This is a genomic window from Chitinophaga silvatica (genome assembly GCF_003419895.1).
Taxonomy (GTDB): Bacteria; Bacteroidota; Bacteroidia; order Chitinophagales; family Chitinophagaceae; genus Chitinophaga; species Chitinophaga silvatica.
In genome coordinates this window covers 577813-599238 of the sequence record NZ_QPMM01000001.1, presented here as the reverse complement: position 1 = coordinate 599238, position 21426 = coordinate 577813, and the positions used below count along the sequence as shown (strand labels likewise).

Sequence of the window (21426 nt, the reverse complement as noted above, 5' to 3'; positions counted from 1 at the left end):
TATGTTCTGATTACTTGATTATAATACCGTCGTGGTTTTTAAGAATATGCAACCTGTATGATACTTCGAGTATCCTTAATATATCGTCTAAATCGTCGTTAGCTTCGAAGGCCCCGGTAAACTTTTGATTGGTGATATCAACATCCTTGCACCGAATCTGTATTTTATACAAATCCGTTAGTATCGCGAATACTTCTTTCAGACTATTATCATTAAACACGAGGCTTTTGGTTGTCCAGTCTGTATTTATATCCTGATGATGAACAATATTGATTTGATTTTTGAAGAGATCAAAAATCAGTTCTTCATCAGCAGAAATCTGTTGAGTAAAATTGGCGGCAGCAACGGCAACTTTACCGGTTTTCACACTTACTTTAGGTAATAGGGTGGTATTGCTGTCTGTTACCACAAAAGAAGTTCCCAGTACTTTTATCTGCAGATTAGGGCTTTCAATAACAAAGGGATGTTTGTCTGGTACTACGTCGAAATATGCCTCCCCATTTATTCTTACAGCCCTGAATTTACCTCTGAAGTTTTCGGGATATTCTATAGTAGCCCCTGCATTCAGAATAGCAATTGAACTATCAGGCAATAAAATTTTCTTTATGCGGAATTTTTCAGCCACTACCAGGATCTTTGGCATTGGATGTATCCATTCCGTAATTTCATCTCTATAGTTGTAGCTTGTACCGGCCAATACCAAAATCAGAATACTTGCCGCAGCGGCGGAAATCCAGCGCAGATATACTTTTGGTCTGATAGCCTTACGAATATTATCTAAAACTACTAAACGATGAATATCTGCATCTGCCGGAAGTTCTTTATTCTCCCATGCTTGTTGCAGATATTCTTCTATCAGCATTTTTTCCTTGTCTGATGCCCTATCAGACAGATAATTTCTTAAAATTCTTTTTACTTGGGAAATATTCATCGGAACATTCTTCTATACATATGTTCCTTTAAAAGGGGGGATTGTCCCGAGACTTTGTGTTAAGGAATTATTAACTCATCAATTGAGACATGACAACGGCAACGGCTATATGGTGTCGTAAGGCTTTCAATGCAATATGGAGTTGGTTTCTGACGGTTTTCTCTGAGATATTTAACCGACCGGCAATTTCGCTGATAGATAGTTGCTGTTTCCTGCTGAGCATGAATATCTCCTTGGTTTTCCCAGGTAACTTATCTAATTGATGATCAATTTGTTTAAAGATATCAGCGGTTTCCATTTTTTGCCAGATATCGTTAAGGACAGGTAAAATAAACTCTTGTACATGCTCGAGGTCTTCGGGGCGATTGATGATCTCCTGGAGTTTTTTTATAGATTGATATTTAACTGCCTGATGAAGATAGCTTTCTAAAGAAGTAGTTATATTAAGTTTATCTCTCCGTGCCCAGATTGAAATAAAGACTTGTTGTACCACATCTTTAGCATCGGCAGAATTGCCCAGAATTTTCAGAGCAAAAGAATACAATGAAGGCCAATAATGATTAAAACACGTTTCGAAGGCTTTCTGGTCTCCGTTCCGGATAAGCGCTACATCTTGCATACCAGGTAAATTATCAACGGCGCCAAGGTACTCGTTTTAATCAGATCGTGATTTTAAGATTGTGTTATTTTTTGAGACTGGGGTCATATGAAGTCATAAGAGGGCCACCTACCATGAATGGCCCCTTATGCTTCAGGGTTTGAAAACAGTAGATACTGTTTCCTTAATTTAGTTGTATGATCGATGTTGTGAAAGGAAATGTGTTTGACTTTACCAACTACTATTATTAGGTCTGATATTCGGATTACTTAGCACTTCTGCCTGTGGAATCGGAATATAATAATATAAGTCTGCCGGTGATAGGACATCCTGTCCGGTTATTGTTTTCCGAACAACTGACTTACCCCATCTTTTGAGATCAAAGAACCTGTGCCCCTCGAACGGTAATTCTTTAAGTCGTTCTTCCATAATAGCTGCTTTAAGGTCAGCTGCTCCCTCAAATTCAACCGGCTCATAATCTTCAATCCTGCTGGCTCTCAAAGCATTGAGCTGGTCTGCGGCCAGTTGTTCAGAACCTAAATTGGCATAGGCCTCCGCACGGATCAGGTACATTTCACTGGTGCGGAATATCTTAATATCATTTCTATTCTCTGCCCCTTCTTCTCCTGCATACTTTGCAATTACATCAGGCAATTGTCCTTCTTCTTCCAATGAAGGATCATGATCGAAGTAGGCATCATACCTGATATCGTTATCCTGATCATATGAATCCAGAAGTTGCTGTGAAGGCGCAAAATAAACTATCCCCAACGCTGCATTCTTCCATATATCACCGGGTCTGATAGTACTCTGATTGGTTCTTTTCAACTTAAAAACTACTTCCGCATTATTCTTATCTTTCCATATATCGGCAAATTCATTTATTGTAGCCAATGGTCGGGCTGCAATTACTTTATCTGCATATTTAACAGCATCATTCCAATTGCCAGTATACAGTGCTATACGTGCCTGTAAAGCATTCATGGCTATTCGGTTCATGCGTGTTATATCAATATCATCATTTGAATTTTCCAATGCAGCATTTAAATCCAGCTCCAGCTTACTAAAGAATTCTGCAGCTGTAGGACGTGAAGGTTTTGCATCTACATCGTTATTTGTAACGTATGGCACTGCAAGGGCATCTGATTTATAGGAACTTGCATAAAGCCTGTAGAGTTCAAAATGTTCGTATGCCCGTATTGCTAACAATTCACTTTCGAGCTTCAGTTTTTCTGCTGCTTCATCCGCACTATTAGCAGGTACTTTCGGTAATCCTTCCAGGATTCTGTTTACCTGGTTAATAACCTGGTATCCGTTAGTCCACGGATTCAGTATCTCCGGATCGAAACTGGTAAATGACCAGCGATATAAATGTTGTGCATCTCCATTTACACCGGCATTCTTTAATCCAATTGCGCATTCGTCGGCCACTACAGAACCAATACGCAGGGTATATTCAGGTACCCAGCTCGCATACACGCCGAGAACAGCCCTGTTTACAGTAGATAGAGATTGAAAGATATCTTCACCATCAACCTGATCTTTAGGTTTGAGGTCTAACATCTTATTGCAGGATGTATATAGGATGGGGCATGCAGCAAGGCAAAGCACCACTGATAATTTTTTTATTGAATTCAGTTTCATGATTATTTTTGATTGATAGTTAAAAAGCAACCTGAATACCACCGGTAATAATTCTAGGCATTGGATACTCATACTGAGCAATATCATTTGCATCTTCAGGATCGAAACCTTTCCATTTCATGATAGAAAGAAGATTCTGGCCTGATGCAAATACTTTCAGGTTCCTGATAGCTCCTTTTGCAACACCATTAACCGGTATATTATACCCCAGGGTTATATTACGTAGTTTGATATAATCGGCGCTGGTAATATCTCTGGTAGTTACATAAGTTGGGTACTGTGCACCAGCATACTTACTAATATCGCCAGGCTGTTGCCAGATATCTAACATATCTCTGGACTGACTGTATCTACGGAAGGCAGCACTGCCGGAATGCGCATACATATCAGGATAATTCAATCTCGACATTCCATGTATAAAACTAATCAGTGTAGAGAATTCAAATCGTTTATAACGCATGGTTATAGTTCCTCCTCCAATGATTGGCGGGTCGTAGGTTTTATTTAAAGGTATTGCATCATCGGGGTTGTAGACATTAGTAGGATTGCCGTCTTTATCGAGGTAAGTTGGGGCACCGGTCTGGGGATCAACACCATTCCATCTCACTGCATAGAAGCTCCCCAGGGGTTTGCCCACCATATTCATGGTTACCTCGTCGGAGAATATTTGTTCTTCATCTCCTAAATTCAGGATACGGTTTTTATTATAAGCAAAATTAAGACCCAGGGAGAGCGTGAAATCTTTCTGTCTTACCACATCCCCCTCTAACATAAGTTCCACGCCCCTATTTCTCACTTTTCCGGAATTGGTAGCCAGTGTTGCAAAACCGGTAGTCAGTGAAAGGTTTCTGTTTACGAATAACCCCTGGGTTACTCTATTGTAAAAATCAATCTCTCCTCTTAATCTGTTATGAAAAAATCCGAATTCCAGACCCACATCACCTATTGTATTCGTTTCCCAATTATAGGCAGGGTTGCCTGGAGTAATTGGAACCAGTGCTTTATTACCATTATAGTCTGCTGATGCATATAATGTACGGTAGCCGAAATCGCTGGTAAATCCACCTGCATTTCCTGTTAAACCATAGCTGGCACGTAACCTCAGGTTACTAAAAACTTCCTGACCCTTCATGAAGTTTTCTGCCAGGATATTCCAGTTACCACCAAGGGCATAAAACAACTTATAACGATTATTTACAGGTACCTGAGATGAACCATCTCTACGCAAACTGGCCGTAATAGTATAACGATCATCAAACGAATAACGGAACAAAGCAATTTGAGATACCAGCAATCGTTGCGGCGTAGTATGACCGGTAATGTCTGGTATGAAATTATTATCACCAGTTCCCGGTGTTATACCAACCGGAGTATTTCTCAGTTCAGGCACTAATCCATAACCAGTAAATCCGAAGCCAGTACCGGTTATTTTATTTATTTCTCCCAACAGATTTGCTTCAATCTCGTTATTACCCCAAAGCTTATTATATCTCAGTCCACCGGTGCTTACCAAACCTAATCTGTTAGCGATTCCTCTTTGATAATATCCCTGGTTCCCGTTACTTACCAACTTACCATACCATGAGTCGGGCAACAGATAATCGGTAGTATTACTCTGCTGAAAATCCATACCTACAGTACCTGTCAACTGAAGCTCCTTTGTAAGGTCTACAGTTTCATTAAAAGAGATAACTGCTTTAAGCTGGTTATCTTTTTTCAGGCTATTGGCATAGGCATCCAGTGCATTTGCACCATAATTACCCACACCTGGTTTACCGTAGGCTGATTCATAAGGCAAAGCATAATAAAGGGCCGCTATTGGGTTCTTTTCCGTAATTCCACCCCCGCCAACAGCGGCACCTCCTTCTTCGGCTACCCCTTCATCCTGAATGTATTTTACAGTGGCATTAGATATTCCCATATTCAGTGTAGAGCGGAATCTTCCACTTCTGTTCTGAATATTGGCACGCAAGCTATATCTTTCAAGCCCTGAATTCAAAGCAATACCTTCCTGATTGAAGTAGGAACCAGCGAGATAAAAGACTGTTTTATCATTTCCTCCGGAGATATTGAGGCTGTGCGACTGGGTACGACCCTGTCTGAGTAAATGTTTTCTCCAATCTGTATTAATCTGTCTCAGACTATCGAGTACCCGATTTCCAAAAGCAAAATCTTCCTGTGTTTTAGGAACAGCAACACCATTTACTATCTTATCAGGATTATTGGGAGAATAGGCCCAACCTGGCAGTGTAGGATCTTTAATAATTTCTTCGAAACGCAGCCTTTCATTGGTATTCATCATATCCCACTTAGAGCTGTTCAATGCCGATACTCCGAACTGATTCCGGTAATTGACCCTTACCTTTCCATCCTCCCAGGCTTTGCCCTTTTTAGTGGTTATTACAATAACACCGTTAGCAGCCCTGGAACCATAAGCAGCAGTAGCAGCCGCATCTTTCAGTACATGAATTGTTTCAAAATCTTCAGGATTAAGCGCCGCAAAGGAATTATTAGCAACGGGTACTCCATCTACAATAAACAATGGATTTACATCTCCGTTAATAGACCCGAGTCCGCGGATCGATACCCGACCGGCTTCTCCCGGCTGACCGGTTGGTGTTCCAACGTAAAGCCCCGGAGCCCGGCCCTGCAACATTACATCAAACGAACCTACAGGTGCCTGGGTAGTAGCAACTACCGGTACACTGGTTATTGCCCCAGTGGTCCTGGATTTGCTTTGCTGGGTGTAACCAGTGACTACAACACCGGATAATGACTGGGAAGAGGAAGTCAACTGTACTCCCAAAACTTTCTGATCGGGCAACACATTAACAAGTTGCTCACGGTAACCAACATACGAAAACAATAATTGCTTTGTTCCGTTAGGAAGTTGGATACTAAACTTTCCTGTTGCATCAGTAATTACACCTGTACGGGTTCCTGGCACCATCACTGTAACACCAGGTAACACTTGCCCATTCACCGAATCTACAACCTCTCCTTTTAATACCCGCTCCTGTGCGGTAGCCCCATTAGTAATCGCCAACAGCAGCGCACTAAGAATAATGGTAAAATAAAACTTCATAAGAAAAATAATGAGTAAGCAGATCAACTATTTAATTCGGTGACAAAGCTATAAACGTCATATTGGAGCAGGATTAAAGCGGAGGGCTATTCACGTTAGAAACTCATTAAGAAATTCTAATGTCGATTTTTAAACAAAAAAGGATGCACCAATATTTTGATGCATCCTTCTATGGCGGAAGTAGTGGCAAGCTCCTCTACTCAGCAGGCGTCTTCGGTTAATAAGGGAAAGTAAACTGAAACACTGTACCCTGGCCTATATCGGAAAAGACTTCAATTTTTCCATTACTAAGTCTTACAATCTTTTCCGTTAGGGAAAGCCCTATTCCATGTCCTTCAAACCCACCGGCATTCTTACTTCTGTAGAATGGTCTGAATATTTTATTGATTTCATCAGGAGGGATTCCAATACCTCTGTCTATTACCCTAACCATAATGGCATTATTTAAACGGCTAAGCTCGCAGGTTACTTCTTTTCCATTCGAAAATTTAATAGCATTCTTTACCACATTGCTTAACGCTATAAATAACAGATGCCGATGCCCCTGCAGCTGGACTCTGGAGGACTGCAGACCTGTAGATAATTTCAGATCTATCTTATGCCTGCCATGTTGTGAGCATTCTTCCACTACTTCCCACAACAACTCATCCATCATAATCGTTTGCAGATCGTTGTAGTCCATATTCGCCTGGGCCAGCTCCAGTAAACTATTGATGATTCCATTTATCCTTACAGATTCTTCGATGATATTCTCCAGTGCTTGCTTGTATTCGATTGTACTGCGTTCATCCAGCAACGTTATCTCAGCCTCACCCAGGATCGCGGTAATGGGGGTACGTAGTTCATGCGATGCATTGGCAATGAATACCTTTTGCGATTCGAACGATTGCTCCATATGTTCCAACAGCTGATTAATAGTAGCCGATAACTGATTGAGCTCATCTCTTCTGCTGGCTGCTAACTCCAGCCGTTTATCCAAACTGGTAGCACGGATAGATTGCACATTGGAAATAATATGCGTGATTGGCTTTAAAGCCAGATGTGCAAACAACAATCCTATCAGGTAAGTAATAATAATAGAAGTCAGATAAGCAAATAGCATAATCAGGGCAAGATGTTTCATATTCTCCATCCCCGAGGCATCCACAGCTGAAGCTACTACGAGGAAATTACCTGAGTTGTCTGCATAGTATATCCCGCATACCTGGCGTTTTCCCTGGCTGAATCTAAGTTTGCGATTGCTCACAATTTCTTTTAATACCTGCCGGTTCCACTTCACAGTATCTTCAGGAATAAAAACCGGCTGAAAATGATCGTCGTAGATCCTTATCACCTCCTGGTTGAGGGAGCGGGGATATTTCTTCAGTACGTTTCTGAAACTTTCCTGCGAGAGGTTATCTTCCGCTAAGTAAAACTGTGCGGCAGTAGTGGCCCTGTCATCTAATTTATCATAAAAGCTATTAATACGGTTTCTTTCTACCAATGAGTAAATACCAATTAAAAGCAACAGTAGCAGTCCGGCGAACAGCATTGTAAATTGCAGCGCCAATCTAGTTTTAACTTTCATCTTTATTTATCTTTCATTACATATCCTACTCCCACTACCGTATGAATTAAAGGATCCCCGAAACCTTTATCAACCTTCGATCTTAAATAGTTTACATAAACATCTATAAGATTTGTTCCGCGGTTAAAATTGATTCCCCAGACAGTTTCAGCCAGGTAGGTACGGGAAAGCACTCTGTTTTTGTTAATCATTAATACTTCCAACAAAGCATATTCTTTAACGGTAAGGGATATATCTTTTCCATTTCTGGTAACAGAACGGTTATAGCAGTCCATTTCCAGATCTGCTACCTGGTATACGGCACTCGGACTAGTAACATTTCCTCTTCTGTGTAATGCCTGAATCCGGGCTATTAATTCATCGAAGTGAAAAGGTTTAGGCAGATAATCATCTGCCCCGCTTTCAAACCCCTGCACCTTATCAGGAACAGATCCCAATGCAGTAAGCATGATAATGGGTAATCCTTTCTTTATATGTTTAATTTTACGGCATACATCAATACCGGATAAAGAGGGAAGTAAACGGTCTAATATTACAATATCGAAATCATGCTGCATTGCAGTATGATATCCATCCTGTCCGTCATATGCTACTGTTACAGAATGCTGTAGTGTTTCAAGGCCCTTCTTTATAAAAACTGCTACTTTAGGTTCGTCTTCTATTAATAAGATATTCATAACTGAAATATGAACCTAAATTTAATATCATTCAATGGCCTGAAAATCAGGATTAAAGAATTCTAATCTGATATGAGTGTAATTTAATTCCGGTATAATCTTATTTTAACATAGATTGGAAATTGCCTTGATTCTGTTTGTATTAGTTCTTCAATAGTACAAATTCGATATAAAAATCAGCAATCTTTCTAATTACTTCTATTTATCACCCTTTAAATAGAACAAATACCCAAAAAACAATCAAAAAATAGATTTCTTTTCCAAAATTTTATAATTAACAATACAAATGAGCTGCAAAATTTAGTTTTGCAATATGAAGGGGATCAATAAGAATCTGATATTGGCAATTGCCTCAATGGGAATTTTTGTAGAAGCATTAGATATTGCAATTGTTAATCTGGCTATCCCTGAGATAGAGAAGGATTTTGGATTAACCAGCCAGTCGAGTTACCAATTACAAAGTTTATATATTCTAACATATGGCTGTTTTTTAATCCTTGGAGGTAAATTTTCTGATTTCTTTGGTAGGAAAAAGGTGTTTCTCTGGGGAACAGGAATATTTCTGTTTACTTCTCTTGGAGCGGGTTTATCTCATACTTTTAATACCTTATTATTTTTCAGAGTAGTACAGGGCCTGGGAGCTGCATTGCTTATGCCGGCGGCATTCTCAATTGTAACCTATTATTTCACAGAACCCAAAGAGCGCAGCAAAGCTATTGCTGTATTTAGCTCATTTGCGGCAATTGGCTCAGCCAGTGGCTTATCTGTAGGTGGAATTATTACCAGTTTTTTAGGATGGTCATGGGTTTTTCTGATTAATGTTCCTGTGCTAATTGTAATTATTGGTATTGCTTTTTTTATGATGGAAGATGATAAGGAGTCTGAGGCCAGATTCCCTGATATCCCATCTGGTATTGCCTTAGTGGTGGCGATGCTTAGCCTGACTCACATCACTGAATTAATATCGGACCCCATCAGCAACTACATTGGTATATTGATCTGCCTGGTAGTTGTAGTATTATCATCTACCTATTTGTATTCACGCTTAAAGAAACAATCCACTCCCCTGCTCGACTTAGGAATCTTCTCACTTACCTCCGTCAGAAAAGGAAATTTGTTGTTCATTTTATTGGGAGCATTTTTCACAGGATACTTATTTTTGATGAGTTTCCTTGTGCAAAAAACCTTCAATTATTCTGCAGCACAATCGGGATTTCTGATGATGCCATTCAATATAATATCTGTATTGGTAGCACGTTTTCTGCTACCTGTTATTGTACATAAATTATCTTCAAAAAGTATAGCCACTTTTGGTATGTTGGGAATGTTCACTGGTGCCATCTGTCTGATACTGGCCGTTCAGTTGCATAACCTGATTTTTCTGCTGGCCGGCGGCTCATTTATTGCAGGTATTGGCATGACACTTTGTTTCACTGGCTTTTCAGTTATTGCAATGGAAGAAGTACCGCAGGAACAGCTGGGAGTTGGAGGTAGCCTTACCAATACAGCCTATTTCATTGGTGGAGGAATGGGTTTGCCAATCTTCACACTATTCATGGATAAGGAATTGGGAGTTATAAATAGCAAACCGATAATTGTATTAGCTGTACTAGCTTTAGTGAGTATTTTTATTTTAAATAGACCACGGCTCACACTACCCATTTTTTCAAGTAAAGAGGGCAGTACTCCACATTAATTGATAAGCCGACTACTTATTGTTTATCAGGGATATTATACACTCTTGCAAATAGGACGTGTATCAGTAAAATCATTCCGAACAAGGTTAGAAAATGCAAAATATCATAATCCGATTTAATGCTATAGGAACTGGTAAGGTTGTATAAATATGTAAAAAACATATTTACAGGGATACACAATATACTTAAGAGCCCTAAAACTAAATATAGGTTCTCATTTGGAACCTTTAATCCCTGAATCAGATCTACAGATTTTTTAATTGACACTCCTATAAATAGAATCAACATAACCATTATTCCGGCATCAAAACGAATCACATTAATATCTTGCAGTTTATATAAATAATTTAATACAATAAATCTTGAAACAAAATATGTAGCAAATAACACAACAACATACAGGACTACTAATACTGCATTCCTCATAATTCTACAGTTGAATATTCTATTTTAAGTATAGATTTTTGAAAGTAATTAAAACTTCCTTAATAGGTTTTCTGATGGATAAAAATTGAGAGTAGGCAAATAACCTACTCTCAATTTTATAAGTAATACTGACCAATAACTATTGCAACGCCTCTTTCAAAAACATCAAAGTGTGTTCCCAGGCTCTCTTCGCCATGATCTCATTATAATCCTGCGATTTTGGATCTGTAAACGTATGTTTTGAATAGGCATAAGTGATAATTTGCCAATCGGCCTTTCCTTCATTCATTTCGGCAATCAGCTCATTCATAACCTGAGGAGTAACACCTTTATCTTCAGCCGGATTTTCTATTAATATTTTGACAGGCAATGGTTTGTTTGCCCTACTGCTATCTTTACCTAATCCTCCGTGGATAGATACTACTCCTTTAACAGGAAGATTTCCCCTGGCTGCTTCCAGTGCACCAGTACCTCCAAAACAATATCCGATGACCGCTATTTTTCCGGGATTGGCTCCTGCTTTCTTTAATTGTTCTAATGCCAGCTCAATTCTTTTCTGGTAGGCTACATAGTCTTTTTTGTAGGAACTCGACATTTTTGCAGCAGCGGCATTATCGGCCGGAATACTTCCTTCACCGTATATATCAGCAATAAATGCAATATAGCCTTGCTTTGCCAGGGCCATCGCTGCATCTTTAGCTTCATCATCAATACCTTTCCAGGCAGGCAAAATAAGTACACCAGGTAGCTTTTTACCAGCATTGGAAGTAACCAACCCATTGAGCTTCTGTGAAGCATCAGAATAGGCAACGGGCTTGAGACTTTGAGCGTTTACTGTCATTACAATTCCAATTATTGCCATGAGTAGAATTAGTTTACGCATATCGACATAGAGTTATGTGAGGTAAAATTGATTAAGGTTCTCAATAACATAAAGATACTCAAAAGCAAATTCCAACAAAGTGTTTACCTAATTAAAGAAGCCCATCCTTAATACACCCGGGTAGGGTAAAGTTTGGCACAAGTTTAGGCGTTGCTTTCAAAAGTATTTATACTCCAAAAGGTTGCGTTTGTTTTAAGAGAGATAAACACGCTAACCAATCTTAAATAATTAAATCCCAGGACATGAAAATTATGAAAGCAATAATTGAAACGCCAAAGGGTAGTTCAATGAAATACGATTACAATCCCGAAATACATTTATTTGAATTGAGCAAAATACTCCCTGCAGGAATGGTTTTTCCTTATGATTTTGGATTTATACCAGAAACTAAAGGAGAAGATGGCGATCCGCTTGATGTTATCATAATCTCTGAGTTTCATAGCTTTACGGGTTGTGTGCTACCTTGCAGAATTATCGGCGCCATTGAGGCTCAACAATCTACCCATCGAAAAGGGAAGGAAGTATTTATCCGTAACGATAGATATATTGCTATTCCGGTTTCCTCCTCCATCTTTGAAAAAGTCAAAAACATCACCGATCTACCCAAAAAAATTATGTTTGAATTGGCCATGTTTTTTGAGGATTATAATAAAATAGAAGATAAAATGTTTATTCCCCAGGCAAACATCAAATCGAAAAAAGCCATTAAAGAGATTTTAAAAAATAAGAAGCTGGAGATGAATATCAAATAATCAACTTATCAATTAAAATTTAAAATTTATATCTAATTATCTAAACTACAAATGTTTAGATAATTTACATTATTTTCTCTAGTTTTGCCCGAATTTCTAATTTAGTAATCCTACTATGGCAAAAGTCCTTTTCAGTTTTCCTTTGAATCCGATCGAAAAAATCAGTGGAAGCCAGACCCGTGTAATTACATTATTGAAGTACTTCAAGGAACGCGGAATGGAAGTGGATTTCTTTTCTCTGACAGATTTCTGGGGCATTACTCCTCCTGAAAACATCAAGGCTTTCCGTGAGAGTGGCTTAGTAAGAAATGCCTGGTTTTACCCAAGGAAACCTAACAAGAAAAATTTCTTCCAATATTTATTCTCCTATAAACTGCCTAAACTACTTTTTAGTGTAAAAGGAGCTATACCTAATCACGTTAGCCCTTACCTTCAGAAAAAGTTTAATGCCGTACTGGAAAGTAACCAGTACGACTACATAATTATCAGCTATGCCTACTGGGCCGATCTGATAAAAAACAATCCCCGTATTGGTAATGCAGTTACAATTGCCGATACACATGATCTTTTAGCCTCTCAGCACCAGCACGATAAAGGCGTACTTAAAGGAATTGCTATCGGAGATGAATTAAACCGACTAGCTAAATTTGACCAGGTTTGGTTATGCTCTCCTGAAGAAAATTATTTCTTTAGCCAGTTTCTGAAAAACGAGCTTAAGTACATCCCTACAATGGTGGAAGAACCGGCAAACCTTAAAAAGGATTTACCTAAAAAGTTCGACCTGATCTATGTAGCGTCTCATAACCCCCATAACCTGGTGGCGGTTGACTGGTTCTTTAAAAAGGTATTTCCACTTGTTCCGGAGCAGGTGAATTTATGTGTAGTTGGTTCAATTGGCAAACATATTCCTGGTACCTTCAAGAATATTACATTTGTTCCGTTTGCAGAAGATTTAAGTGAATATTACCTGCAATCCAAAGTAGTAATTTGTCCGATGCTTTCAGGAACGGGCGTTAAAATTAAAGTGGTTGAAGCCATGTTATATGGACTTCCTGTTGTGTGCAACGAAAGAGGATTGGACGGATTACCAGAAAAAAACAACAACGGTTGCCTGGTAACTGAAGACCCTAAAGAGTTTGCAGAACATATCATGCAACTGCTAAATGATGAAGCGCTTCATGCTCAGCAAAGCGCCCTGAGTGCCTCCTCATTCAAAAAGAATTTTACTGCAGCCAACGTTTATAAGAAACTGGATGCCGCTCTTAAAAGCTCAAACTAGAACAGAATATCTCATTATAATTATTGTGAAAGTATGCAAGATCAGAAACGAGTTTTATTCACCTTCCCTTTAAGTCCTATTGGTAAAAGTAGCGGATGTCAGACACGTGCGCTGACACTCCTTCAATATTTCAAAAAGCGGGGAATGAAAGTAGATTTTATTTCTCGGCAGGGCGATTGGGAAAGAAGCAATACTCAGGAAGAAATGGATAGAATTCGCAATAGTGGATTTGTGGAGAATGCCTGGTTCTGGAACCGGAAACCACCTAAAACCAATGCGATTACCTACTTCTTTCAATACAAATTAAGGCATATGCTTTATAACCGTAAACTGAAGCTGGTTAAAGGTGCATTGCCAAATCTGGTAAACCTGCATTTGCGTACTGAATTTGATAATATCCTAAAGAAAAATAAGTACGATTACATCATTATTTCCTACGTATACTATGCAGATCTGATCAAAGACAATCCGCTGATCGGCGACGCAATTACTATAGCTGATACCCATGACCTGGTAACTCCTCAGCATTTACGTGATAAAGGAATTAATATTAGTGCCTCACTGGAAGAAGAATTAAGACGTCTGTCGCTCTTTAACCAGGTATGGGCCTGTTCGTCTGAAGAAAACTATTTCTTCAGTCAATTCCTGCCAAACAATGTATGGTATATCCCAACCATGGGAGAAATACCACCGGCTAATGTAAAAGCCTCTCCGGACAAGCAATTCGATATGGTCTATGTTGCATCCGACAACTACCACAACCAGATCTCAGCCAAATGGTTTTTCGATGAAGTATATCCTTTACTTCCATCTAATTATACTATTTGTATAATTGGAAAAATAGCAAAGCATATTCCTCAGGATCTTAAAAACGTAACTATCATTCCGTATGTTGAGGATTTAAGTGAATATTATGCAGGGTCAAAAGTTGTTTTATGCCCTATGCTATCAGGAACTGGTGTTAAAGTAAAAGTACTGGAAGCGCTATCTTATGGTAAGCCCGTTGTTTGCAACGAACGCGGACAGGATGGACTTCCCGATAAAAGTAATAATGGATGCCTGGTTACGGATGAAGCTACTGAGTTTGCCGAATATATCAATCAACTGCTCAGGAATCCAGACTTCCTTGCACAACAAGGTGAGCTTAGTATTGGCTCCTATAAAAAGAACTTCTCGGCCGAGAAAGTTTATAAGAAAATGGATGCTGCTTTGAAGCTGAATTGATCAATATAAAAACGAGAAAATGTCGTCACCTCTGGTTACCGTTATTGTTCCTGTATATAACCTTGCCCCCTATCTGGAAACCTGTATTCAATCGCTGGTTGGCCAGACATATACATCTACCGAACTAATTTTCGTGGATGATGGCTCTACAGACCAATCCAGAGAAATACTAAATGCAGCCAGTGAAAAGTACCACAACATTAAGGTACTCCACCAGGAAAATGCCGGGCAGGGATTTGCTAGAAATAATGGACTGGATAATGCCACCGGCGAATACGTTTCGTTCGTGGATGGTGACGACTGGATAGCTCCCGATACTCTTGAAGTGAGTGTGGGCGCCGCATTAAGCGAAAATGCAGATATTGTCTGCTACGGATTTCAGAAAGTAACCAAAGTCAATAATGAAATCAGTCTGCTCGAACACTTCGAATACGACCCTTCTTTATATACCAATCAGGACTACATTTCACTTTTCCTGCTCGACAATACACTTGAGAAAAATTCACTTAATGCAGCTACCTGTGGGAAGCTCTATAAACGTTCCTTATTAGAAGCCAATAAGGTCCGCTTCCGGTTAAGAGTGTTTGAAGACTCCCCATTTATGCTGGAGGCGCTGTATCATGCCCAAAAAGTAACCTTCCTCAAAGGACTCTATTATTTCTATTACATCAGAGGACTAAACAACGAACAGGGATCAACGATGACTTCGGGCTTATCTGAAACTAAGGTCATTAACTTCTACCATTCGGATCAGCTGATGAAGGAGTTCCTTGAAGCCAAAGGTCTGCTCGAAAAATATGCGGCTTCATTCAATCGCTATCACAATGCCCGCGTATTGATCTACGGCGGCTATTATGATACCTATAAATGGAAAAAACCTCCTACCCGTGAAACTTATCTCCTATTTTTAAAATACCTGCAGTTAAACAGCAAGGATTTGGGCTGGCACAGAAAAAGACTGTACCGCAGTTACAGAAAAAGAGTACCAGTATTGCATGTTGGCTTATTTATCAGCCGGTTCAGTGCAACTATGGCACACCGTTTCTTTACAGCGTATGAAAGAAAGATTGGGTATAAAATAAAGTAATCTTACTTCGTATATAGGTAATCGTTGAAATTAAAAAAATGTCTGCTCCTTTCTGATCGGAGTAGCTGACATTTTTGATTGGTTATAAATCTAGAATTTTGATTTTAAACCATTATACTTATCTTGCTCTCCATAAAGAGTCATTATAAAACCTATATCTATGAGATTGTTTTTAGCCCTTGCAACCATCTATCTTATTGCAATTGTTGGAAATGTAAGTGCCCAGGATCCTGATGAAATAACCAATAACAGCAGATTTATAATCCCAGGCGGAACGACCTAAATTTACTAATTGAAAATGGATCAAATTATTAGTTGGATATCAAATTGGTTATTGTCTCACTGTGATGGAGACTGGGAGCATGAATATGGGGTAAAGATAGAGACTTTAGATAATCCCGGATGGTCAGTTAAAATAGACTTGACGGATACAGAGTTAGATCATTTGGATTTTGAAACGGATCTTGTTGAGACTAGTGATAATGATTGGTATGTTTATAAGATTAAAAACAAACAATACTTTGGAGCTGGGGATTTAAATAAATTAGAGCTTTTACTGGAAAAGTTTAAAGAGTTGGTTGAATCAAATAAAAAGATTGAGTAAATCGTAATCGAAAGAATTAAAAGCAGCAAGTGAATTATGCTTGGTGCTTTTGCTATTTATCGTGAATACGCTTTTCTTGTTTTGTTATAAGTAATAGCCAAATCGATGAAGTAATAAATTTTTTCTTTTTCCTCCTCTGGCAAAGCTTCAATATTTTCTATTCTTTTAAGGAGTTTTTTATCCAATACCATGCTCGTAGAGCCACCAATCAGATAATCTACGGTAACACGCAGTTCATCCGCAATTTTTTTGGCTATCTCAATAGAAGGCTTGATAATATTCCTTGTCAAACCTATAATAAAATAAATAATATGTCAAAGAATGCTATTTCCATCCTTGTAATATTTATTATTTCAGTTCTGTACTTGTTCCTAAGCTTTAATAGACTTCAAGAAACGAAAAAGACGATAAGCAAGGAAAATTTAATATCTGTTACAATAGCGCGAATTGACTGCAATCAATCACATGGAAGAAGCTCATTAATCTTTAAATATAATGATGGAATCCATCATGCAAATTTGACTTACAATCAATGCTTAAAATATAAAATTGGTGATCAGGTTCAATTATACTACAATCAAAATTATGAATGGTATATAATCAAGGATTCAGGATATGAAAGTGAAGATAAATCGGCAATAATAATTGCCTGCATTATAATAACTACGATATTCATATACTGGAGTTATAAACTATATCTCAAATTATCTAAGAAATAGATTTATACTAAAATATCTTATGCTATAAGTATTGAAACTTTTCAAATAATGAAAAAACAATTTACACTATCGAGTTGCATCTGCTTTTAATTCTTTCCTTCGGCTGTAAATCACAAACAGAGAAGGAAGTAATGCTAAAAACTTCTAACGAAATCATTTCCTCTATAAAAGAAAACAATGAAAAGAAGTTTAGAAGCCTAATTGGTGTAGACCTTAAAACAATAGGAAAAGACGAACGGTTTGTAGAATTCGAATTTAATAAAATTGTCGAAAAGTACAGAAAAGATATTCGAACTGATGAAGCATCTATTGAAATTACAAATTTATTCAATTCATTAGGACAACGTGTTGTTGATATTTCATTTTCAAACAAACAGTCAAATATTGCAGCCGATAAAGTCTGGCATCTCATACTATTATTCGGTCCACCGAATCTGTTCACTTTGAAGAAAATTACCGGCTATTATTTCTATCAGGGTGGATTACCTATGGATGACGAATTCAGAGAACTGAAAGAAGGCGACCAACATTCTTAATAAATTCAATTTCTAATAAATAGAATTTATTACTTTAATTATCAAAGACATTTAGTTCATTTTTAAGGCCAAATATCTCAGAGGTTCTTCAATATTAAGAAGATTTTGAAGAACCTCATTGTTTGCCAATACAGTATGTAATAATAGATTTATAGAATGCATAAGCCTTTTTATATATTAATCCCCGTACTTCTTATATCGGACCCTACCTCCGGACAAGCAGTAATCGATATAAAAAATACAAATGAAGTAATAATCGACCGTATTGAACCAGTGCCATTCAATACTACTATAAGAAAAAATATTTCATTAATCCTTCCAGATAGTTTAGGTGGCAGTAAGGTTACCGGAAGTTCTATATTAGAGTTATTTATCAATAAAAATGCTAAACTCGATAGCTTTAAAATCGTTACGCTTTCTACATATCTGGATAAAAAAGAAATATTTAAATATTATCAGGATGATAGGTCCAATAAGGAGATAATAAAATTTTATCCGGTTATATCAACTTATTTGAGGAAAAGTCTTGTGATTAAAAAAATGACGGAAAATACAGCCGTAAAAGATGTCACAATAATATATCTTCCTATAAGATTTAATAAAATCAAATGAACAAAATAATCCTTGTACTGTGCCTGCAAACTGCCTTAACCTGTTGTTGTTATGCCCAATCAAAAACAACGCAGGAATACGACTCTGTCTTGGAACAAAGGGCTTATATCATTGTTGATCAGATGCCAGAATTTGATAATAGCGAGGCAAAACTGATGGAATTCATTACAACCAATTTTCATTATCCTGAAGAACAAGAAGATTTTCAGGGTAGCATTTGGCTTGAGTTTATAGTAGATGAAAATGGGGTAGTCAGAAATGCTAAAATCTCCAAAAAGCTACAGCACCAACTAACCCTTGTTGATAAAGAAGGATTAAGAATTTTATCTATTATGCCTAAATGGAAGCCCGGTAGTCTTAATGGCAAAAACGTACCGGTAAAAATGCATTTACCCATCCACTTTTAATGCCACTTATACTACTGGATAATTTTTATTTTATCTACCTCAACAAATTCATATTCCAGGAAGTAATTAACTATTAATAGTTTATTTTGAAAGTGCTACAATAGCGCAGCATCCTTCCTCTCCATAAAAAAACATTTATTCATTTTGCGAACGCTCTGTAAAATACCCAACAGAGAATTAATCTCATTTTCAACCAAATACTATCGTAAATGAAAAAATGTTTGATCGTACCCATTATGCTGATCTGTGTAGTGATCAGTTGTACTAAAAATGCGGAAACTCCTGTCAAGAAAAAATCTACACCCGACGAATCTCCTTATCTAAAAATTGAGGCAAAAGTTACTTCAAACCCATTCAGACTAGTTTCTGATCAACTAAAAGAAGTAAAAGCCATCAATAAATTTACCGGAGACACAGTAACTGGTTTTGTTCCAGTTCCAGTTACTCCGGAATACGAACAAATGATTGAATATGGTTATTTCCTTTATGGTAGATGTTTTGTTTATGGAACTATGTATAACGGAAACAATGGCATTTCACTTTTTGTTCCTTGCGGCATCAATTGCGTTGGGCTCGATCCAATTTGCCCTGACGACGAAGATGGATGGTATACAAGAAAAGGTGAAAGAACCGTAGAATTGAAATTTGAAAAGTAGTCCTCAATTAATTGGAAACGGATTAGCATAAAATAATCCGTTTCCTCTCCTATTGTACCTTCCATCAAAAAAAACCTCAATTCTCTATATATTTTCTAAATAATTCACCAAAAAGTCGATATTTGTAAGTATCATCCATTCCAGCTTTGTTGATTAATTGTAATGTGACAGTTGATATTAGAAGAATTACATATTTGGAATGCATACCGTGAAGGTGATCAAAACGCACTAGCAACTATTTACACCAACTATTTTGATCTGCTTATGGAGTATGGAATCCGCCTCACAGGTGACGTAGAGGTGGTAAGCGATGCATTGCACGACCTATTCCTGAAGTTATGGGCCAACAGATCTGCCCAGGGAGAAGTTGCCCAAATAAAAGCCTATCTGCTGGTATCTCTCCGTCATATTATCTTCAATCTTCTCAAAAAACAAAAAAAGACCCAAAATCATTCACCTGAAGACTTTGAAAATTTCGAACTGCAATTTCAATGGCCCGATAACGATGCTGATCTTTATAAAGAGCATAGAGAGAAATTAATGATGGCGCTTAATCAATTACCTGCCCGTCAAAAAGAAATCATCTATCTGCGTTATGTGCAGGAAATGGAATACGCCGATATCGCCACTGCTATGGATATAACCCTAAACAGCTCCTATAAACTGGTGCATAAAGCAATAGAATCCCTCAAAGATATAATTCAGGTATCCGGCCCGGTTATTCCACTAATGTTGAATACCTTATTACCCGCCTTCAAAAAAATTTAAAAAAAAATTAAAACAGAAGGGAAGATTTGGTAACCTCGATTGTCTTAGTAGTATAAAAGGCAATTCATGAACGTTTCCGACTATTCCCAATTTGAAAAAGCAGATTTTCTGGAAGATGCTTTTTTCCGTGAATGGGTATTTCGGCCAACACCGGAATCAGAACAGTTTTGGCAAGAATGGACAACCGCTGCTTATCCAAGTTTAGCTGCTTTCCACGCAGCTAAATTGGAGCTGCAAACCATGCGCTCTATTGTTCCTGTATCCTTTAGTAAAGAATTGCAGGCAAAAATATGGCAACGCATTAGTTCAGATATTGCTCAGCCTAAACCTGGCATAATCAGATTACATTGGAGAAAACTGGCTGTTGCTGCAAGTACATTATTATTAATAAGTACCGCTGCTTATTGGTTATTTCAACATCCAAAAGCGAGTACAACATCTGAACTGGCAGATCTGAAACCACATAATCATAGCACACTCACATTGGCCAATGGAACTGTTATTACACTCAACAAAGCTCAGGATACCCTTAATAGTGGCAATGCGGGTGTAAGAATCATTGGGGATACAAACCTTATTACCTATACGATGCCATCTAGTAATACTACTCCGGTATTCAATACCTTATCTGTTCCAAGAGGAGATCAGTTTGCTGTTTTGTTGGCAGATGGAACAAAAATCTGGCTGAATGCTGCCAGCCGCCTGCGTTATCCGGATCACTTCTCCGGAAGTAAAAGCAGGGAAGTATACCTTGAAAATGGGGAGGCATATTTTCAGATCGCTAAAAACGCCAACCAACCTTTTATTGTTCATAGTAAAGGACAGGAAATACTGGTAACCGGTACCGCTTTCAATTTAAATACTTACGAGAATATACTTAAAACAACCCTGACAGAAGGGGCTGTAAATGTGAATGCCAATAATAATACAGTAAAACTTCATCCGGGAGAACAGGCTCAATTCGATATTTCTGCCGGCCGTTTAACCGTCGATATCGTGAATGTAACACCTTACATCGCCTGGATTGATGGATGGATGTATATGGATGAAAGCAGCTTGCAACAGGTAATGGAACAGGTTAGCAGATGGTACGATCTTGATATCGTATTTACCGATGCCACCTTAAAAGATGAAAAGCTTGGAGGAAAATTACAAAAACAACCAAAGGTAACCGAACTACTGGCTATACTGGAAAAATCGAGCCCGGTAAGCTTTGTACTAAAAAACAATACCATTTACATAAGTCGAAAGTAAAGACTAGAAATCAGTCTTTG

21 protein-coding genes are annotated in these 21426 nt (G+C 38.0%); 13 read left to right on the top strand and 8 right to left on the bottom strand.

Features of this window, described 5'->3' with window-relative positions:
• Positions 1-10: 10 nt before the first annotated feature.
• The 6 genes from DVR12_RS02355 to DVR12_RS02330 form a co-directional block, all read right to left on the bottom strand.
• Positions 11-931 carry a FecR family protein gene (locus tag DVR12_RS02355; RefSeq protein ID WP_116973844.1) on the bottom strand — a complete coding sequence of 307 codons (921 nt, stop codon included), beginning with the start codon at positions 929-931 and terminating at the stop codon, positions 11-13.
• A 70-nt stretch (positions 932-1001) separates the two neighbouring features.
• Positions 1002-1550: an RNA polymerase sigma factor gene (locus DVR12_RS02350; protein WP_116973843.1), complete on the bottom strand. Its 549-nt coding sequence runs from the start codon at positions 1548-1550 to the stop codon at positions 1002-1004.
• A 210-nt stretch (positions 1551-1760) separates the two neighbouring features.
• The gene (locus DVR12_RS02345; protein WP_158563183.1) at positions 1761-3173 is read right to left on the bottom strand and encodes a RagB/SusD family nutrient uptake outer membrane protein; all 1413 of its coding nucleotides are present in this window, start codon (positions 3171-3173) and stop codon (positions 1761-1763) included.
• 19 nt (positions 3174-3192) lie between these two features.
• On the bottom strand, positions 3193-6258 hold the full coding sequence (locus tag DVR12_RS02340; RefSeq protein WP_116973841.1) for a SusC/RagA family TonB-linked outer membrane protein: 3066 nt from the start codon (positions 6256-6258) through the stop codon (positions 3193-3195).
• A 217-nt stretch (positions 6259-6475) separates the two neighbouring features.
• Positions 6476-7825 carry a sensor histidine kinase gene (locus tag DVR12_RS02335; protein WP_116973840.1) on the bottom strand — a complete coding sequence of 450 codons (1350 nt, stop codon included), beginning with the start codon at positions 7823-7825 and terminating at the stop codon, positions 6476-6478.
• 2 nt (positions 7826-7827) lie between these two features.
• The gene (locus tag DVR12_RS02330) at positions 7828-8502 is read right to left on the bottom strand and encodes a response regulator transcription factor (RefSeq protein WP_116973839.1); all 675 of its coding nucleotides are present in this window, start codon (positions 8500-8502) and stop codon (positions 7828-7830) included.
• A 313-nt stretch (positions 8503-8815) separates the two neighbouring features.
• Here DVR12_RS02330 and DVR12_RS02325 point away from each other — a divergent pair, with 313 nt between their 5' ends.
• Positions 8816-10198, top strand: a complete 1383-nt coding sequence (locus DVR12_RS02325; RefSeq protein ID WP_116973838.1) for an MFS transporter — start codon at positions 8816-8818, stop codon at positions 10196-10198.
• 566 nt (positions 10199-10764) lie between these two features.
• Here the strand turns inward: DVR12_RS02325 and DVR12_RS02315 are convergent.
• Complete coding sequence (locus tag DVR12_RS02315) at positions 10765-11508, bottom strand: dienelactone hydrolase family protein (RefSeq protein ID WP_116973836.1); 744 nt, start codon at positions 11506-11508, stop codon at positions 10765-10767.
• Positions 11509-11750: 242 nt separating this feature from the next.
• Between DVR12_RS02315 and DVR12_RS02310 the strand changes: the two genes are divergently transcribed.
• From DVR12_RS02310 to DVR12_RS02290, 6 genes are all read left to right on the top strand, one after another.
• Entirely contained in the window at positions 11751-12260 is a 510-nt protein-coding gene (locus DVR12_RS02310) for an inorganic diphosphatase (protein WP_116973835.1), read from the top strand.
• A gap of 115 nt (positions 12261-12375) precedes the next feature.
• The gene (locus tag DVR12_RS02305; protein WP_116973834.1) at positions 12376-13539 is read left to right on the top strand and encodes a glycosyltransferase; all 1164 of its coding nucleotides are present in this window, start codon (positions 12376-12378) and stop codon (positions 13537-13539) included.
• A 33-nt stretch (positions 13540-13572) separates the two neighbouring features.
• Positions 13573-14763, top strand: coding sequence for a glycosyltransferase (locus tag DVR12_RS02300; protein ID WP_116973833.1), 1191 nt, complete (start codon positions 13573-13575; stop codon positions 14761-14763).
• A 19-nt stretch (positions 14764-14782) separates the two neighbouring features.
• Entirely contained in the window at positions 14783-15850 is a 1068-nt protein-coding gene (locus DVR12_RS02295) for a glycosyltransferase family 2 protein (RefSeq protein ID WP_116973832.1), read from the top strand.
• A 160-nt stretch (positions 15851-16010) separates the two neighbouring features.
• Positions 16011-16133, top strand: coding sequence for a hypothetical protein (locus tag DVR12_RS27985; RefSeq protein WP_262511915.1), 123 nt, complete (start codon positions 16011-16013; stop codon positions 16131-16133).
• A 15-nt stretch (positions 16134-16148) separates the two neighbouring features.
• Entirely contained in the window at positions 16149-16454 is a 306-nt protein-coding gene (locus DVR12_RS02290; RefSeq protein ID WP_116973831.1) for an immunity 53 family protein, read from the top strand.
• 56 nt (positions 16455-16510) lie between these two features.
• Here DVR12_RS02290 and DVR12_RS02285 read toward each other — a convergent pair whose 3' ends face one another.
• Positions 16511-16744, bottom strand: a complete 234-nt coding sequence (locus DVR12_RS02285; protein WP_116973830.1) for an XRE family transcriptional regulator — start codon at positions 16742-16744, stop codon at positions 16511-16513.
• Between the two features lie 560 nt (positions 16745-17304).
• Here DVR12_RS02285 and DVR12_RS02275 point away from each other — a divergent pair.
• The 6 genes from DVR12_RS02275 (at position 17305) to DVR12_RS02250 (ending at position 21406) form a co-directional block, all read left to right on the top strand.
• Entirely contained in the window at positions 17305-17709 is a 405-nt protein-coding gene (locus tag DVR12_RS02275) for a hypothetical protein (RefSeq protein ID WP_116973828.1), read from the top strand.
• A 156-nt stretch (positions 17710-17865) separates the two neighbouring features.
• Positions 17866-18321, top strand: coding sequence for a hypothetical protein (locus DVR12_RS02270; protein ID WP_116973827.1), 456 nt, complete (start codon positions 17866-17868; stop codon positions 18319-18321).
• Positions 18318-18728: an energy transducer TonB gene (locus DVR12_RS02265; RefSeq protein WP_116973826.1), complete on the top strand. Its 411-nt coding sequence runs from the start codon at positions 18318-18320 to the stop codon at positions 18726-18728. Before DVR12_RS02270 ends, DVR12_RS02265 begins: the two co-directional genes overlap by 4 nt.
• 209 nt (positions 18729-18937) lie before the next feature.
• Positions 18938-19384, top strand: coding sequence for a hypothetical protein (locus DVR12_RS02260; protein WP_116973825.1), 447 nt, complete (start codon positions 18938-18940; stop codon positions 19382-19384).
• A gap of 171 nt (positions 19385-19555) precedes the next feature.
• Positions 19556-20152, top strand: coding sequence for an RNA polymerase sigma factor (locus DVR12_RS02255; protein WP_116973824.1), 597 nt, complete (start codon positions 19556-19558; stop codon positions 20150-20152).
• 66 nt (positions 20153-20218) lie between these two features.
• On the top strand, positions 20219-21406 hold the full coding sequence (locus DVR12_RS02250; RefSeq protein ID WP_116973823.1) for a FecR family protein: 1188 nt from the start codon (positions 20219-20221) through the stop codon (positions 21404-21406).
• The last annotated feature ends 20 nt before the right edge of the window (positions 21407-21426 follow it).